This is a genomic window from Streptomyces sp. NPDC002125 (assembly GCF_053593715.1).
The window spans coordinates 24,736-40,544 of the sequence record NZ_JBSFDD010000020.1 but is presented as its reverse complement, the minus strand read 5'-3'; the positions used below and the strand labels follow the sequence as shown (position 1 = coordinate 40,544).

At 72.0% G+C, this 15,809-nt stretch carries 14 protein-coding genes; 11 read left to right on the top strand and 3 right to left on the bottom strand.

What is annotated here, in order from left to right; all coding sequences use genetic code 11:
* Positions 1–98 precede the first annotated feature (98 nt).
* The 5 genes from ACWCQM_RS28435 (at position 99) to ACWCQM_RS28415 (ending at position 6,274) form a co-directional block, all read left to right on the top strand.
* A complete protein-coding gene (locus tag ACWCQM_RS28435) occupies positions 99–1,157 on the top strand; it encodes a type III polyketide synthase (protein ID WP_450917961.1) in 1,059 nt (352 codons plus the stop codon).
* Positions 1,158–1,170: 13 nt separating this feature from the next.
* On the top strand, positions 1,171–1,698 hold the full coding sequence (locus ACWCQM_RS28430) for an isoprenylcysteine carboxyl methyltransferase family protein (protein ID WP_450917960.1): 528 nt from the start codon (positions 1,171–1,173) through the stop codon (positions 1,696–1,698).
* Complete coding sequence (locus ACWCQM_RS28425) at positions 1,695–2,708, top strand: NAD(P)/FAD-dependent oxidoreductase (RefSeq protein WP_450917959.1); 1,014 nt, start codon at positions 1,695–1,697, stop codon at positions 2,706–2,708. Before ACWCQM_RS28430 ends, ACWCQM_RS28425 begins: the two co-directional genes overlap by 4 nt.
* A gap of 90 nt (positions 2,709–2,798) precedes the next feature.
* Positions 2,799–3,488, top strand: a complete 690-nt coding sequence (locus ACWCQM_RS28420; RefSeq protein ID WP_450918040.1) for a YqjF family protein — start codon at positions 2,799–2,801, stop codon at positions 3,486–3,488.
* Between the two features lie 83 nt (positions 3,489–3,571).
* Complete coding sequence (locus tag ACWCQM_RS28415; protein ID WP_450917958.1) at positions 3,572–6,274, top strand: SpoIIE family protein phosphatase; 2,703 nt, start codon at positions 3,572–3,574, stop codon at positions 6,272–6,274.
* Between the two features lie 42 nt (positions 6,275–6,316).
* Here the strand turns inward: ACWCQM_RS28415 and ACWCQM_RS28410 are convergent, their stop codons facing one another.
* The 3 genes from ACWCQM_RS28410 to ACWCQM_RS28400 form a co-directional block, all read right to left on the bottom strand.
* Entirely contained in the window at positions 6,317–6,943 is a 627-nt protein-coding gene (locus ACWCQM_RS28410) for a class I SAM-dependent methyltransferase (RefSeq protein WP_450917957.1), read from the bottom strand.
* A 130-nt stretch (positions 6,944–7,073) separates the two neighbouring features.
* Positions 7,074–8,780, bottom strand: coding sequence for a lysyl oxidase family protein (locus tag ACWCQM_RS28405; RefSeq protein ID WP_450917956.1), 1,707 nt, complete (start codon positions 8,778–8,780; stop codon positions 7,074–7,076).
* Positions 8,781–8,959: 179 nt separating this feature from the next.
* On the bottom strand, positions 8,960–9,412 hold the full coding sequence (locus tag ACWCQM_RS28400) for a PPOX class F420-dependent oxidoreductase (RefSeq protein ID WP_450917955.1): 453 nt from the start codon (positions 9,410–9,412) through the stop codon (positions 8,960–8,962).
* 355 nt (positions 9,413–9,767) lie between these two features.
* Between ACWCQM_RS28400 and ACWCQM_RS28395 the strand changes: the two genes are divergently transcribed.
* The 6 genes from ACWCQM_RS28395 to ACWCQM_RS28370 all read left to right on the top strand — a co-directional run bounded on the left by ACWCQM_RS28395 (position 9,768) and on the right by ACWCQM_RS28370 (position 15,769).
* Complete coding sequence (locus tag ACWCQM_RS28395; protein WP_450917954.1) at positions 9,768–10,529, top strand: DeoR/GlpR family DNA-binding transcription regulator; 762 nt, start codon at positions 9,768–9,770, stop codon at positions 10,527–10,529.
* Positions 10,530–10,670: 141 nt separating this feature from the next.
* Positions 10,671–12,029, top strand: a complete 1,359-nt coding sequence (locus ACWCQM_RS28390; RefSeq protein ID WP_450917953.1) for an ABC transporter substrate-binding protein — start codon at positions 10,671–10,673, stop codon at positions 12,027–12,029.
* Positions 12,026–12,991: a carbohydrate ABC transporter permease gene (locus ACWCQM_RS28385; protein WP_450917952.1), complete on the top strand. Its 966-nt coding sequence runs from the start codon at positions 12,026–12,028 to the stop codon at positions 12,989–12,991. The genes ACWCQM_RS28390 and ACWCQM_RS28385 overlap by 4 nt, the downstream gene beginning before the upstream one ends.
* Positions 12,988–13,866, top strand: coding sequence for a carbohydrate ABC transporter permease (locus ACWCQM_RS28380; RefSeq protein ID WP_450917951.1), 879 nt, complete (start codon positions 12,988–12,990; stop codon positions 13,864–13,866). The genes ACWCQM_RS28385 and ACWCQM_RS28380 overlap by 4 nt, the downstream gene beginning before the upstream one ends.
* Positions 13,866–14,855: a zinc-dependent alcohol dehydrogenase family protein gene (locus ACWCQM_RS28375; RefSeq protein ID WP_450917950.1), complete on the top strand. Its 990-nt coding sequence runs from the start codon at positions 13,866–13,868 to the stop codon at positions 14,853–14,855. The genes ACWCQM_RS28380 and ACWCQM_RS28375 overlap by 1 nt, the downstream gene beginning before the upstream one ends.
* Positions 14,852–15,769 (top strand): PfkB family carbohydrate kinase, encoded by a 918-nt coding sequence (locus tag ACWCQM_RS28370; RefSeq protein ID WP_450917949.1) that lies wholly within the window; start codon positions 14,852–14,854, stop codon positions 15,767–15,769. The genes ACWCQM_RS28375 and ACWCQM_RS28370 overlap by 4 nt, the downstream gene beginning before the upstream one ends.
* Positions 15,770–15,809 lie beyond the last annotated feature (40 nt).

The window sequence follows — 15,809 nt, the reverse complement described above, 5'->3', positions numbered from 1 at the left end:
GGGCGTACGAACACGGCAGCCGCGCGTCACATGTGCGACGATTTGCCCCGCTCTGTGGGCAGGATATGGGTCATGACTTCTCCGAAGCGGTGGCCCGGATGACCCGCATCGCGGCCGTGCACGGAGTGCTGCCGCCGCACCGCCACAGCCAGCGCGCGGTCACCGACATGGTGGCGCGCACCTGCCTGCCCGACGGCGCCGACCGCCGGGTGCTCGACCGCCTCCACGCGAACGCCGGGGTCCGCAGCCGGAACACGGTCCTGCCGCTCGACAGCTACGCCGGACTCGACGACTTCGGGGCGGCGAACGACGTGTTCATCTCCGCCGCCGTGGAGCTCGGCGCCGAAGCGGTCAGAGGCGCCCTGCGCAAGGCGGGACTGCGGCCCGCTGACGTGGACCTGCTGATGTTCACCTCCGTCACCGGGATCGCGGCGCCCTCGATCGACGCACGGCTGGTGGGACGCGTCGGACTGCGCCCCGACGTGAAGCGGCTCCCCGTCTTCGGGCTCGGCTGCGTCGCCGGAGCCGCCGGGGTGGCGCGGCTGCACGACCATCTGCTCGGCAGACCCGACCAGGTGGCCGTCCTGCTCTCGGTCGAACTCTGCTCCCTGACCTTCCAGCGCGGGGACGCCACCCCCGCCAACATGGTCGCCACAGCGCTGTTCGGCGACGGCGCCGCCGCGGTGGTCCTCGTCGGCGGCGACCGCCCCGTCCCGGCCGACGGACCCGAGGTGCTGGACACCCGCAGCCGGCTGTACCCGGACACCGGGCACGTCATGGGCTGGGACATCCGAGGCTCCGGGTTCACCGTGGTGCTCGACCCGTCCGTCCCCGACGTCGTACGCCGGTATCTCGCCGACGATGTCACCGGCTTCCTCGCGGAGCACGGCCTGAAACCGAAGGACATCGCCCGCTGGGTCTGCCACCCCGGCGGCCCCAAGGTCCTGGACGCCGTCACGGAGGTCCTGGCCCTGCCCGACGGCGCCCTCGACGTCACCTGGACGTCGCTGGCCGAGGTCGGCAACCTCTCGTCGTCCTCGGTCCTGCACGTCCTGCGGGACACCATGGAACGGCGAAGGCCCGAGCCGGGCACCCCCGGTCTGCTGATGGCCATGGGCCCCGGCTTCTGCTGCGAACTGGTGCTGCTGCGCTGGTAGTCCGGAGGAACACATGATCTGGTACACCGCGCTGGTACTGGCGGTCGCCGTCGAGCGCCTCGCCGAACTGGCGGTGGCGCTGCGCAACGCGCGCTGGAGCCTGGCCCGGGGCGGCACCGAGGCCGGACGAGGCCACTACCCGGCCATGGTGGCCCTGCACACCGCTCTCCTCGGCGCCTGTCTCGCCGAGACCTGGCTGGCGCAACGGCCGTTCCTGCCCTGGCTCGGCTGGACGATGGTGGCGGTGGTGGCAGCCGCCCAGGGGCTGCGCTGGTGGTGCGTACGGACCCTGGGCCGCCGCTGGAACACCCGGGTCATCGTCGTCCCCGGCCTTCCCCTGGTGACCGGCGGCCCCTACCGCCTGATGCGCCACCCCAACTACGTGGCGGTCGCGGCCGAGGGCGCGGCCCTGCCACTGGTCCACGGCGCCTGGACGACCGCCGTCGTGTTCACCGTGCTCAACGCGGCGCTCATGGCCGTACGCATCCGATGCGAGGACGGCGCGCTGGCGAGCGCCGCCGGAGCGGAGGCGCGGGCGTGATCGACATCCTGGTGGCGGGCGGCGGACCCGCCGGGCTCGCGGCGGCGATCCGCGCAGCCGCGGCGGGCCTGGAGGCCGTCGTCGTCGAACCCCGCCCGGCTCCCGTGGACAAGGCCTGCGGCGAGGGCATCATGCCCAGCGGAGTGGCGGCCCTGCGCGCCCTGGGGGTGACCCCGGCGGGCAGCGAACTGCGCGGAATCCGCTACATCGAGGGCCACCGGCGCGCCGAGGCGCCCTTCCGGGACCACCCGGGCCTCGGCGTACGGCGGACCGCACTGCACGCGGCCCTGCACCGAAGGGCCGCGGACCTCGGCGTACGCGTCGTCGCGGGCAGGGTGGGGGAGGTGCGCCAAGGGCCCGGGAGCGTCACGGCGGCGGGCCTGACGGCGCGCTGGCTGATCGCGGCCGACGGCCTGCACTCGCCGACGCGCCGTGCCCTCGGCCTGGAGCGCCCCTGCGCGGCACCCCGCAGATACGGGCTGCGCCGCCACTACGGCATCGCGCCCTGGACGGACTTCGTGGAGGTGCACTGGTCACGTCACGGCGAGGCGTACGTGACACCGGTGGGGGAGGAGCTGGTGGGTGTGGCCGTGCTCAGCCACCACCGGCGCACCCACGAACAGCACCTCGCGGCCTTCCCCGCGCTGGCCCGGGCGATCCGGGGGCTCGAAGCCGGGCCCGTGCGCGGCGCGGGCCCCCTGCGCCGGACCGCGAGCGGACCGAGAGCAGGACGGGTCCTGCTCGTAGGCGACGCGGCGGGTTACGTCGACGCCCTCACCGGCGAGGGCGTCGCACTGGCCACGGCGACCGCCTCGGCGGCGGTCGACTGCCTCCTGGCCGGGCGGCCCGAGCTCTACGCCGCTCGGTGGCGAAAACTGACGCGACGTCACCGGCTGCTCACCCAGGCGCTGTTGACGGCTGCACGGCACCCCCTGACCGCCGGACTGATCGTGCCGGCCGCCCAGCGCATGCCCCCGCTGTTCGGCGCGGCGGTACGAGCCCTGCAATAGCCGCTCCGGCGCCGGAGCTGACATGCTGGCGGTGTGCCCGCCTTCGCCCTCCCTCCGGAAGCGACGACCCCCGACCCGCCGCACCCGGACATGCGCCCGCTGATGACCCAGTCCTGGCTGGACCTGGCCTTCCTGCACTGGGCGGCCGACCCCGCGGACGTGGCACCGCTGCTGCCCGACGGAACGGAGCCCGACACCCTGGGCGGCGTCACCTACGTCGGACTCGTCGCCTTCCGCATGCACCGCGTCGGATGGCTCCGCCTCCCCGGCATCCCGTACCTCGGCAGCTTCCCCGAGACGAACGTACGGCTGTACTCGCGCGACGCCCGGGGAAGGCGCGGTGTCGTCTTCCGCTCGCTCGACGCCTCCAGGCTCATCCCGGTGGCCGTCGCCAGGAGCGTCTTCCGGCTGCCGTACGTCTGGTCCCGGATGGACGTCGTACGCGAGGCCGGCACGCTCACGTACACCAGCAGCCGGCGATTTCCCGGGCCACGGGGCGCCCACAGCAGGATCGTGCTGCGCACCGGCGGGCCGATCACGGCCCCCACGGAACTCGAACACTTCCTGACCGCGCGCTGGGGCCTGCACAGCACCCTCCACGGCCGCCCGGTGTTCCTCCCGAACGCCCACCCCCGCTGGCCGCTGCACCGCGCCACGCTCCTGGAGTGCGACGAGGACCTGGTGACCGCGGCGGGGCTGCCCGCGCCCGTCGGGGAGCCGCAGAGCGTGCTGTATTCGCCCGGAGTCGCGGTCCGCTTCGGCTGCCCTGTCCGCCTCTGACACCGGTCATGGCGGTTGGGGCCGGTCCGTGAGGGTTCGTGGCGGGGCGGCGGGGATGCGGGAAGCCGTGTAGAAAGGGGGACATGGCCGGACGCTACGGCCGCCCGCGTTCGTTTCTCCGGATGAGAAGCCTCGCTGGTCAGGTCTTTCTCCTGCAGGTGGCGATCGTGGTGTTGCTCGTCGCTGCCTCCGTGACCGCACTCGTGCTGCAGTCACGGGCCGACAGCGAGCGCGAAGCCCGCAATCGTTCGGTCGCCGTGGCCGAGACCTTCGCCAATGCCCCCGGCACGGAGGCCGCCCTCCAGAGCCCCGACCCCACCGCCGAGCTCCAGCCGAGCGCCGAGGCGGCACGGATGGGCTCCGGCGTCGACTTCATCGTCGTCATGAACCTGGACGCCATCCGCTTCACCCACCCGCTGCCCGACCGGATCGGCAAGAAGTTCGTCGGCGATGTGCAGCCCGCCCTGGAGGGCCACGTCGTCACCGAGAAGATCGAAGGGACCATCGGCCCGCTCATCCAGGCCGTGGTGCCCGTGACCGGCGCGAACGGCGAGGTCGTCGGCCTGGTGTCCGCCGGCATCACCATCGAGAACGTCAGCGGGGTCACCCAGAGCCAGCTCCCCCTGCTCCTCGGCACCGCGGGGGGCGTCCTGCTGCTGACCATGGGCGGCACCGCGCTCGTCACCAGACGGCTCAAACGCCAGACGCGCGGCCTGGGCCCGACCGAGATGACCCGCATGTACGAGCACCACGACGCCGTGCTGCACGCCGTGCGGGAGGGCGTCGTCATCGTCAGCGGCGACGGCAGGCTCCTGCTGGCCAACGACGAGGCCCGTAGGCTCCTCGGCCTCCCCCTGGACGTCGAGGGCGCGCCCGTGGACCGGCTCGGGCTCGACCCGGTGATCGCCGGACTGCTCGCCTCGGGACGCAGCGCGACCGACGAGGTGCACTCCGTGGGCGACCGGCTGCTGGCGGTCAGCCAGCGGGCCACCGACAGGAACGGCGGACCCCCCGGCAGCGTCACGACCCTGCGCGACACCACGGAACTCCAGGCCCTCTCCGGCAAGGCGGCCATGGCGCGCGGACGGCTCAAGCTGCTCTACGACGCCGGCACCGAGATCGGCACCACCCTGGACGTCATGCGCACCTGCGAGGAGCTGTCCGACTTCGCCACGGCCAGGTTCGCCGACTACGCCACCGTCGACGTGGCCGAGGAGGTGCTGCGCGGCGAGGAGCCCACATCCGCCGGGACCGCCGGCCGGGGACTGAGGCGCTCCGCCCTCAGCGGCGCACGCGGCGACACGGGGCTCCATCCGCTGGGCGCGGTCATGCGCTTCCGGCCGACCACGGACATCGGCGCCGCGCTGCTCAGGGGAGAGGCCGTCCTCGACCCCGACCTGTCGGCCCGCTCCGGCTGGCAGGAGCAGCAGCCGCAACGCGCCGACCGCATGGTCGAGAGCGGCTTCCACTCCCTCATCGCCGTACCGATGAGGGCCAGGGGGGTGATCCTGGGTGTGGCCATGTTCTGGCGTGCCGAGAGGCCCGAGCCGTTCGAGGACGAGGACCTCTCCGTCGCCGAGGAACTCGTCGCCCGCGCCGCCGTGAGCATCGACAACGCCCGCCGCTACTCGCGCGAGCACAACGTGGCCGTCACCCTGCAGCGCAGCCTGCTGCCGCGCGGCCTCCCCGATCAGAGCGCCATCGACGCCGCCTACCGCTACCTGCCCGCTCAGGCAGGGCTCGGCGGGCTCGGAGGGGTCGGCGGCGACTGGTTCGACATCATCCCGCTGCCCGGCGCCAGGGTCGCCCTCGTGGTCGGCGACGTGGTCGGGCACGGCCTCCACGCGGCCGCCACCATGGGACGCCTGCGTACGGCCGTGCACAACTTCTCCACCCTGGACCTGCCGCCCGACGAGCTGCTGTGGCATCTCGACGAGCTGGTCGCCCGCATCGACCAGGACGAGACCGCCGACGGCTCCGACGGGAGCGGGGTCACCGGGGCCACCTGCCTCTACGCGATCTACGACCCGGCCTCCGGGCGCTGCACCATGGCCCGGGCCGGCCATCTCCAGCCGGTCGTCGTCAGCCCCGAGGGCGAGGCCGTCTTCGCGGACGTCCCCGGTGGTCCGCCCCTGGGCCTCGGCGGCATGCCCTTCGAGACCCTCGACGTACAGCTTCCGCCGGACAGCCGGCTGGTGCTGTACACGGACGGGCTCGTCGAGGACCGGCACCGCGACATCGACGAGGGCCTGGAGACGCTGCGCGAGGCCCTGGCCGGGCACCCGGACCGGCCGCCGGAGGAGACCTGCGAGGCCGTCCTGCGGGCCCTGGTGCCCGCCAAGGCCCGTGACGACGTGGCGCTGCTCGTCGGACGCACCCTCCGTCTCGCCCCCGAGAACGTGGCGGAGTGGGACGTGCCGTCCGATCCCTCGGCGGTCGCCCGGGTCCGCTCCGACGTGTCCCGGAAGCTGGCCGAGTGGGATCTCGTCGAGGAGGCGTTCACCACCGAGCTGATCCTCAGCGAGCTGGTCACCAACGCCATCCGCTACGCCACCGGCCCCATCCGCGTCCGCCTGATCCGCGACAGGACACTGATCTGCGAGGTGTCCGACCGCAGCAGCACCTCGCCCCATCTGCGCCAGGCGGCCAGCATGGACGAGGGGGGCCGGGGACTCTTCCTCGTCGCCCAGCTGGCCGAACGCTGGGGCACCCGTTACACCGACGACGGAGGCAAGGTCATCTGGACGGAACAGGTGCTCCAGCCGGAGGTGAACGGCCCGGAGTGACCGGCCGCGCGCTGTCGGGTCGCCGGGGTGGTGGCCGTCAGGTCACCTGCGGCAGTGCAGGAAGAGATGGGGTTCGGGCACGGCCGCCGGATGGGACGGCGTGAACACCGTGTCCTCCTGGTGCGTGACGGTGAGCCCGGCCTCCGTCGCGAGTGCCCGGAACGCCTCGGGGCCGAAGCTCGTCACCCGTACGTCCTGGCCCATGAAGACGGCGCTCACGCCCTCCACGTCCAGCGGCACCGTCGCCAGGACCAGATGGCCGCCGGGACGCAGGACGCCCGCCAGACGGCGCACGAGCGCGCGCTGCTCCTCGCGCGTCATCTGCAGGAGCGAGAAGTAGACGCAGACCGCGTCGAAGCCCTCCTCCAGCGCGACGTCGCGGATGTCGGCGCAGCGGAAGGCCGCCCCGGGGACGCCGCGCGTCGCGAGGTCCACCATGACGGGCGAGACGTCGACGCCCAGCACCTCGTGCCCCGCACCGGCCAGGGTGTGCGCGGTCGGCCGCCCGGTCCCGCTGCCGACGTCCAGGACCCGGCTGCGCGGGGCGAGCTGCTCCAGCAGCCGTTCCAGCGAGGCGCGGTGCGCGTCCGAGCCGGCAAAGGCCCGCTCGTAATCGGCACCGATGGCGTCGAACGCCTCGGCTGCCGGGTGCTGGTGGCCTTCGGCCATGGGACATCCCCTTCCGGACCGGTGGTGCGGGAAGTCTGACACACGGCCATCCCGGCGTACGGGCTCCTGCTGGCACCGAGCCGCGCGGCCCCCGGGACTCCTTCCCCGGGGGCCGCGCGGCGGACGGGTGTCAGGGAGCGGTCACCAGGTCGTGCTTGGGGACGGTCACCGTGCGGGCGCCGGGCTTGCCGCCCAGGACCACCTTCCGCAGGGCGCTGTTGTTGCCGAGGTCCGTCTCCTTGAGCCGCTTCTCCGGGTTGGCCAGCACCTGGATGAAGTACGTGCCGTTCGGCAGACCGGTGATGTCGAAGGACTGGCCGGGAAGGTCCTGGGTGTAGGTGTCACCGGAACCCACGTCGAGCACCTCCCGGACGGAGATGGAGTTCTCCTGGCCGCAGGCCGTGGAGAGATCGGTGTTGCCCGGGTGCCAGTTGGCGTTCTTCACCGTGTAGTCGACCGCGTCGGTGTTCGCCAGGCAGAAGGCCTCCTTGCCGCTGCGCACCGTCTCCTTCTTGTCGGCCTTCAGCAGCCGGTAGCTGGCGAAGTCGGTGAAGTGCCAGTGCTCATGACCCGGCCGGGGGTCCCACTCCATGGTGCCGGTCGGGGTGTAGCCGACCTGCTTGCCGGAGGCGTCGTAGAAGTACTGGTAGGCGTCCATCAGCGCGTTGCCGGGCTTGCGGAAGCCGTCCACCACCAGCTGCGCGGGGCCCGCGTTCCACACGTTGGCGCTGAAGGCCAGGTAGTCCTTGCCCGGCTCGCCACCGGTCGTCTGGCCGATCGTGATGCCGTAGGCGGGCAGCGAACGCAGATCGGGCTTCGGCACGTCCGGTACGGAAGCCCTGCCCGTCGGACGCCGCGCCTCGGGCGCCACTGCGGGAGCCTGCCGGGAGCCGTCCGTACGGCCCGGCGTCTCGCCCTGCGCCGGCCGGAAGCCCAGGCGCTTGTCGGCCCACGGCACGGCCGCGGGCGCGGGCGGGTGGGGTCCGTGACCCACGTTGTACGAGGGACCGGCTCCGGTGGTCGCGGACACCGGAGCGGGGGTGCGCGACCCGGCGTGGCCCGCATGGCCCGTGTGTCCGGCGTGCCCGGACGCGGCACGGCTGCCCCGGGCGGTCGAGGAGGGGTTCTCCTCCTCCCAACTGCGCTCGCGCACCGTCACCTTGACGGTCTGCGGCTTTCCGGTGACCCCGAACAGCATCCGGTAGCGCGGGGCCACGGCCACCTCGGCGGTGTACTGCCCGGCCGGGAGGACGACCGGCGCCGCGTAGTAGCCGGCGTACGTGTTGGACGCCCAGCCCTTCTCGACACCCCACACGGAGCCGAGCGTGAACGGGTTCGTCGGGCAGCTCTCGGGATACTTCGACGTGGCCGGGGCCTCGGGCTGGATCCTGCCCGAGGCGTTGTTCGGGCAGAACGATTCCGAACGGTTCACCACGATCTTGCCCGCCGCGTCCCTGACCGTGATCCGGACGAAGCCCGGCAGCCCGGAGAAGTCCTTCACGGTGCCCGCGGGCAGGACCCTGGTGCGGGTCCTGGCCCCGTCGCGGATCACCTGGGTGGCGACGACCGGGTCCTTGTAGCTCTTCCGGGTCACCCGCAGTTCCAGCGGGGCTCCCGAGGCGGTGAGATACGTCCCGAGGTCCAGGTAGACGCCGGGGTCCTCCGTCCACGAGTCGAGTGTCACCGACTTCGAGGCGGCGACCAGGCCGAGCTGCGGGACGCCTGACGCCTTCCCGGCGCCGGGCGTGGCGCCGGAGACTCCAGCGGTCACGGTGATCACCGCGGCGGCGGCGACCGCCGGACGCCACAGGCGGTTGCGGGGGGTTCTGGTGCTCATCGCTCTCCGATGTCCGAGTGCCCCGTGGGGCAGTGGATTCGCTCAGCCTGTGAGAGACGACTCTCGCGGCGGAGGTTGTCCGAAGAGTGATGAGACATGGATTGTTGGCCGAAATCAGCCTGGAGGCGCATATTCCAGCATTTCCCGGCCAAATAACCTCCCCATGGAAGACGGATGTGCTAGACGTCCAAAGCCGTCCCGTACAGCCGCTCCACCCTCAGCCGGATGACGATCCTGCGCTCGGCGACCAACTGCTCGAGGAACGCGTCCTCGTCCTCCGGCTTCGCGGCCGACGGGATCATCGCGAGCAGCTCCCGCCCGACCGCGTCGCCGGGAGCCGTCGTGATCCCGGACACCTCCGCCGTGCCCTCGGCGACGGCGAACGACCAGACGTCGTCACCCCGCACATGCAGCGCCGCGTGCGGATCGCGCCGCACGTGCTGGACCTTGACGCGGTCGGCCGTGGTGGACAGCCGCACGACACGGGCCTCGGGGTCCCAGCTGTAGAGCATGGTGGTCAGGTGCGGATGGCCGCTCTTCTTCACGGTGGCGAGAGTCCCGAACTGCTGCCCCGCGAGCAGGTCGGAGAGGGCCGCGTCGGACAGGGCGCGAGGTGCTGGTCCTTGAGTCATGCTGGGATCAACTTCCCTGACCCGCACGGCATTCCACTCCCCTCTCGCGCGCTGCGGTCCTCCTTCACCACGGCTCCCCGCCTCCGGATCCCGGTGCACGGCCCGGGCCCGTGGGAGCACCGTACGGGCGGCAAACGGGCACGGTCATCGGCGAAGCGGGCACAGCCGGGCCGTCCCGCCACCCCCGTCACGCGGACCACCAGCGCGGGACCCCGAGGCGATTCGGGCACGAACGGGCACAGCCCGTGGCGCGAAGAAGCTGGTCCAACAGCCGATGCTGCTTGTACAAACGATGCGTGGGCCCGAACGGACGCCGGGTCCACGGCCGGATCCGCACTAGCGCAGGGATGGTGTCGTGGGCACCGAGGAACGCCGACGGGGAATTCTGGAAGCCGCCCGGCAGGACGGTTCGGTCGACGTGAACCGGCTGTCCGAAAGGTTCCAGGTGGCCAAGGAGACCATCAGGCGCGATCTGCACACCCTGGAGGAGCACGGACTCGTACGGCGGACCCACGGCGGTGCGTACCCGGTCGAGAGCGCGGGGTTCGAGACGACGCTCGCGATGCGCACCACGCACCACGTGCCGCAGAAGTCCCGGATCGCGAAGGCCGCCGCCGACCTCCTGGGCGACGCGGAGACGGTGTTCGTCGACGAGGGCTTCACTCCCCAGCTCATCGCCGAAGCCCTCCCGCGCGACCGGCCGCTGACCGTGGTCACCGCGTCCCTGGCCGTGGCGACCGTCCTCGCGGACGCCGAGAAGACCGCGGTGCTCCTGCTCGGCGGGCGCGTGCGGGGCTCCACCATGGCCACGGTCGACCACTGGGCCACCCGTATGCTCGCCGACTTCGTCATCGACCTCGCCTACGTCGGCGCGAACGGAATCTCCCGGCAGTACGGGCTGACCACCCCGGACCCGGCGGTGTGCGAGGTCAAGGCGCAGGCCATGCGCAGTGCCCGCCGCCGGGTCTTCGCCGGCGTCCACACGAAGTTCGGAGCGGTGAGCTTCTGCCGCTTCGCAGGCGTCGACGACTTCGAGACCGTCGTCACCGACACAGGGCTGCCCTCGGCGGAGGCCCAGCGCTACTCCCTCCTCGGCCCGAACGTCATCCGCGTCTGATCCCGCCGTCCCCCGCTCACCTTCCCGTCCCGCCCAGGAGGCCGGAGGGCAGCCCCGCCACGCCCTCGGACCGTCAGGAGAGCCGCGAAGGGCACGGCTACCGACCCATGAGCCGCTACGACCGATACAGGAGATCAACTTATGCCCCACCAGCAACGACGCCGTGGGATCCGCGTGCGTGCGGTCGCGGGCACGGCAGCGATGGCCCTGGTCACCGCCGGATGCGCGGGAGCGGGCGGCACCGCCTTCGGAGGAGGTGACGCACTCAACGTACTCATGGTCAACAACCCCCAGATGCTCGAACTGCAGAAGCTCACCGCCGAACACTTCACCGAGGAGACCGGCATCAAGGTCCACTTCACGGTGCTGCCCGAGAACGACGTCCGGGACAAGATCAGTCAGGACTTCTCCAACCAGGCGGGCCAGTACGACGTCGGCACCATCAGCAACTTCGAGGTCCCCTTCTTCGCCAAGAACGACTGGCTGCATCCGCTCGACGACTACGCCGCGAAGGACACCGCCTTCGACCAGGACGACATCCTCGAACCCCTGCGGGAGTTGCTCACCGCCGAGGGCAGGCTCTACGCCCAGCCCTTCTACGGCGAGTCGTCCTTCCTGATGTACCGCAAGGACGTCTTCGAGGCGAAGGGGCTGGAGATGCCCGCGCACCCCACCTGGGAACAGGTCGCCTCACTCGCCGCGCGGGCCGACGGCGCCGAGCCCGGGATGAAGGGCATCTGCCTGCGCGGACTGCCCGGCTGGGGCGAGCTCGTCGCCCCGCTCACCACCGTCGTCAACACCATGGGCGGCACCTGGTTCACCGAGGACTGGAAACCGCAGCTCACCGCGCCCGAGTTCAAGAAGGCCACGAAGTTCTACGTCGACCTCGTGCGCGAGCACGGCGAGCGCGGCGCCTCCCAGTCCGGGTACGCGGAGTGCCTCAACAACATGACCCAGGGCAAGACCGCCATGTGGTACGACGCCACGGCGGGCGCCGGCTCGCTGGAGGCCGCGGGCTCACCGGTCAAGGGGAAGGTCGGCTACGTCCCCGCGCCGGTCGAGAGGACCAAGAGCTCGGGATGGCTCTACACCTGGGCGTGGGGCGTCCAGAAGGCATCCAGGAAGGCCGACGACGCCTGGAAGTTCGTCTCCTGGGCCTCCGGCAAGGAGTACGAGTCGCTCGTCGGCGAGACCAGCGGATGGTCCAGCGCACCCGCAGGCAAACGGGCATCCACGTACGACAACCCGGGCTACCTGAAGGCCGCGGGTGCCTTCGCTACCGTCACCGAGCAGGCCATCGCCGGCGCCGACCCGAAGAACCCCGGCGTCCAGCCGCGCCCTGTGCCCGGAATCCAGTTCGTGGGCATCCCCGAGTTCACCGATCTCGGCACCAGGGTCGCGCAGGAGATCAGCGCGGCCATCGCCGGCCGCCAGTCCGTCGACAAGGCGCTGGCCACGTCCCAGGAGCTGGCCGAACAGGTCGCCAAGGAGTACCGATGACCACAGCAGTCGGCACCACCCCGCAGTCACCGCCCCGGCCACCCCACGCCCCCGCCCGCCGCGGGAGCGGACCCCGGGCCTGGGCCACCAGGGCGCCCCTGCTGCCCGCACTGGTCTTCCTGGTCGTCGTGACCCAGCTGCCCTTCGTGGCGACCCTGGTGATCTCCCTCTTCGACTGGAACTCCCTCAGCCCCGAGAAGCGCGCCTTCAACGGGCTCGACAACTACGCCTCGGTCTTCACCGACGCCGCGCTGCGCGACTCGGTGCTCACCACGATCCTGCTTACGGCGGGCGTGGTCATCGCCACCGTCGTGCTCGGGCTGGCCCTCGCGCTGCTCCTGGACCGCACGTTCTTCGGCCGCGGCATGGTCCGCACCCTGCTCATCACGCCGTTCCTGATCGTGCCCGTCTCCGCCGCGCTCCTGTGGAAGCACGCGCTCTACAACCCGGAGTACGGCCTGCTCAACGGCGCGCTGAGCTGGGTCGGTGAGCTCTTCGGCGACACCACCCCGAGCCAGCCCGACTGGATCGCGGAGATGCCGCTGCTCGCCGTCATCGCCGCACTCGTGTGGCAGTGGACGCCGTTCATGATGCTGATCCTGCTCGCCGGGCTCCAGAGCCGGCCCGCCGAGGTCGTCGAGGCCGCGCGACTGGACGGGGCGAGCGCCTGGCAGACGTTCCGCTACCTGACCCTGCCGCACCTTCGCAGATACCTCGAACTCGGCGTCCTGCTCGGCGCCGTCTACATCGTGCAGAACTTCGACGCGGTGTTCACCCTCACCGCCGGCGGGCTCGGCACCGCCAACCTCCCATACACGATCTACCAGACCTTCTACCAGGCCCACGAATACGGACTGGCGTCCGCCGCGGGAGTCGTCGTGGTGATCGGCACGATCATCATCGCCACCTTCGCGCTCCGGACCGTCTCGTCCCTCTTCAGTGAGGAGGCGAACCGCGCATGACCACCGCCACCGTCCCCGCGCCGGCCCCGTCCGCGCGCAGCGCCCTGCGCAGGTCCAAACGGCGCAGCACGGCGCTCGGCCTGCTGGCCTGGGCGGCCGGACTCGCCTTCTGCCTGCCCGCGCTGTGGATGCTGCTGACCTCGCTGCACGCGGAGCCGGACGCCGCCACCAACCCGCCGTCCCTCTTCGCGCCGCTCACCCTCGACGGCTACCGGGCCTTCTTCGGCGCCGACACCGGCGTCACCCCGTGGCCGCCGCTGCTCAACTCCCTGGGCGCGTCGGTCTTCTCCACGCTCCTGACGCTGCTGCTGGCGCTTCCGGCGGCGTACGCCCTGTCCATCCGGCGCGTCCGCAAGTGGACGGACGTGATGTTCTTCTTCCTCTCCACGAAGATGCTGCCCGTCGTCGCCGGACTCCTGCCCGTCTACCTGTTCGCCAAGAACGCCGGAATGCTGGACAACATCTGGCTGCTCGTCCTGCTCTACACCTCGATGAACCTGCCGATCGCGGTCTGGATGATGCAGTCCTTCCTGTCGGACATCCCCGTCTCCGTGATCGAGGCAGCCCAGGTCGACGGCGCGAGGCTGCCTACCGTCCTGGTCCGGGTCGTCGCACCGATGGCCGCGCCCGGCATCGCGGCCACCGCCCTCATCTGCTTCATCTTCAGCTGGAACGAGCTGCTCTTCGCGCGGGTGCTCACCGGCGTCGTCGCCCAGACCGCGCCCGTCTTCCTCACCGGATTCGTCACCAGCCAGGGCCTGTTCCTGGCCCAGCTGTGCGCCGCGTCCGTCGTCGTGTCCCTGCCGGTGCTCGCCGCCGGCTACGCCGCCCAGGACAAACTCGTCCAGGGCCTGTCCCTCGGAGCAGTGAAATAATGCGGGCAGCCATCGTCGAAGCCCCCGGCAGGATCTCCGTCACCACCGTCCCCGACCCGGCGCCCGGCCCCCGTGACGTCGTCGTCTCCGTCGCCTCCTGCGGCCTCTGCGGCACCGATCTCCACATCCTCCAGGGCGAGTTCGCGCCCACCCTGCCCATCGTCCCGGGTCATGAGTTCGCCGGGGAGGTCGTGGGCACGGGCCGGGACGTCACGGAGCTGGCCATCGGCGACCGGGTGGCCGTCGACCCCTCCCTGCACTGCCACGAGTGCCGGTACTGCCGCATGGGGCGCGGCAACCTCTGCGAGCGCTGGGCCGCCATCGGCGTCACCGTGGCGGGCGGCGCGGCCGAGTACGCGGTCGCCCCCGTGGCCAACTGCGTCAAGCTGCCCGAGCACATCGACGTGAAGGACGCGGCCCTGATCGAGCCGCTCTCCTGCGCGGTGAGGGGATACGACGTACTGAACAGCACGCTCGGTGCCGAGGTGCTCATCTACGGCTCAGGCACCATGGGCCTGATGATGCTGGAGCTCGCCAAACGCACCGGCGCGGCGGGCGTCGACGTCCTCGACGTCAACCCCGAACGCCTCGCCACGGCCGGGCTCCTCGGCTGTTCCCGGTCGGCGGCCGGGGCCGACGAGCTGGACCGGCCCGGCGGCTGGGACGTCGTGATCGACGCGACCGGCAACGCCGCCGCCATCCAGGACGGCCTGGGGCGCGTCGCCAAGGGCGGCACCTTCCTCCAGTTCGGGGTCGCGGACTACGCGACCACGGCCGTCATCGAGCCGTACCGCATCTACAACCAGGAGATCACCATCACCGGCTCGATGGCCGTCCTGCACAGCTACGAACGCGCCGCCGCGCTCTTCGCCGGCGGGGTCCTCGACCCGGCCGTCTTCATCAGCGACCGGATGCCGCTCGACGCATACCCCCAGGCCATCGACCGCTTCAAGGCGGGCATCGGCCGCAAGATCGTGGTCGAGCCGTGACGGGCGGGCGGCCCGGCCCCGTGCTGGTGCTGGGCGAGGCCCTCATCGATCTCGTACCGGTGGACGGGGACGGCGGCGTACGGGCCGCACAGTTCGGCGGGGCGCCGGCCAACGTCGCCGTCGGGCTGGCGAGGCTCGGCACCCCCACCGTGTTCGCGGGCGGCATCGGCGGCGACGGCTTCGCCCGGACGATCGAGGAGCGGCTGCGGGAGGCCGGGGCCGACCTCACCCTGTGCGCACGCTCCGGCCTGCCCACCGCGCTGGCCGTCGCGGAGCCCGGCGCGGGGGGCACGGGCTACCACTTCCACCTCCAGGACACGGCCACCTTCCGGCTGCCGGACCTCTCCGCGCAGACCTCCCGGTTCGGTGCCGTGTACGTCGGCGGGCTCGCGGCCGTGGTGGAACCCGCGGCCGCGGTCGTACGGGCGACAGCCGAGGCCGCGGCCTCCGGCTCCCTCCTCGTGGTGGACCCCAACGTCCGGCACGACCGCGCCCTGGGCGAGGACGACGGCTCGGCGGTCCTGCGCGCGCTGTGCGGCCTCGCACACGTCGTGAAGGCCAGCGACGAGGACCTGGAGCGACTGTGGCCGGGGGCCCGCCCGGAGGACACCTGCCGCAGGCTGGCGGCGGGCGGGCGGCTGACCGTCCTGACCAGGGGCGCCCGGGGCAGCACCGCGTACACGGCGACGGCTCCGCCCGTGTCCGTCGACGCGGTGCCCGTCGAGGTCGTCAACACGATCGGCGCCGGGGACGCGTTCGCCGCCGGCCTGCTGAGCCGCATGAGCGCCCTCGGCTCCTTCACCGCGAGCCCGGACCCCGGGACGGTACGGGACATGCTGTCCTTCGCCTCCCGGGCCGCCGCATCGGTCTGCGCGCGGGCCGGTACGGAACCCTCCGTGCCCGCCGGAACCTGAGGGGGAGCCGCGGCCGTGGACATGCGCGGCCGGGAGCCGG

Excerpts from the sequence above, each read along its gene's own strand:
- ACWCQM_RS28435 (WP_450917961.1), top strand. The coding sequence starts at position 99 with ATGACCCGCATCGCGGCCGTGCACGGAGTGCTGCCGCCGCACCGCCAC.
- ACWCQM_RS28430 (WP_450917960.1), top strand. The coding sequence starts at position 1,171 with ATGATCTGGTACACCGCGCTGGTACTGGCGGTCGCCGTCGAGCGCCTC.
- ACWCQM_RS28420 (WP_450918040.1), top strand. The coding sequence starts at position 2,799 with ATGCGCCCGCTGATGACCCAGTCCTGGCTGGACCTGGCCTTCCTGCAC.
- ACWCQM_RS28415 (WP_450917958.1), top strand. The coding sequence starts at position 3,572 with ATGGCCGGACGCTACGGCCGCCCGCGTTCGTTTCTCCGGATGAGAAGC.
- ACWCQM_RS28410 (WP_450917957.1), bottom strand. The coding sequence starts at position 6,943 with ATGGCCGAAGGCCACCAGCACCCGGCAGCCGAGGCGTTCGACGCCATC.
- ACWCQM_RS28405 (WP_450917956.1), bottom strand. The coding sequence starts at position 8,780 with ATGAGCACCAGAACCCCCCGCAACCGCCTGTGGCGTCCGGCGGTCGCC.
- ACWCQM_RS28400 (WP_450917955.1), bottom strand. The coding sequence starts at position 9,412 with ATGACTCAAGGACCAGCACCTCGCGCCCTGTCCGACGCGGCCCTCTCC.
- ACWCQM_RS28390 (WP_450917953.1), top strand. The coding sequence starts at position 10,671 with ATGCCCCACCAGCAACGACGCCGTGGGATCCGCGTGCGTGCGGTCGCG.
- ACWCQM_RS28385 (WP_450917952.1), top strand. The coding sequence starts at position 12,026 with ATGACCACAGCAGTCGGCACCACCCCGCAGTCACCGCCCCGGCCACCC.
- ACWCQM_RS28380 (WP_450917951.1), top strand. The coding sequence starts at position 12,988 with ATGACCACCGCCACCGTCCCCGCGCCGGCCCCGTCCGCGCGCAGCGCC.
- ACWCQM_RS28375 (WP_450917950.1), top strand. The coding sequence starts at position 13,866 with ATGCGGGCAGCCATCGTCGAAGCCCCCGGCAGGATCTCCGTCACCACC.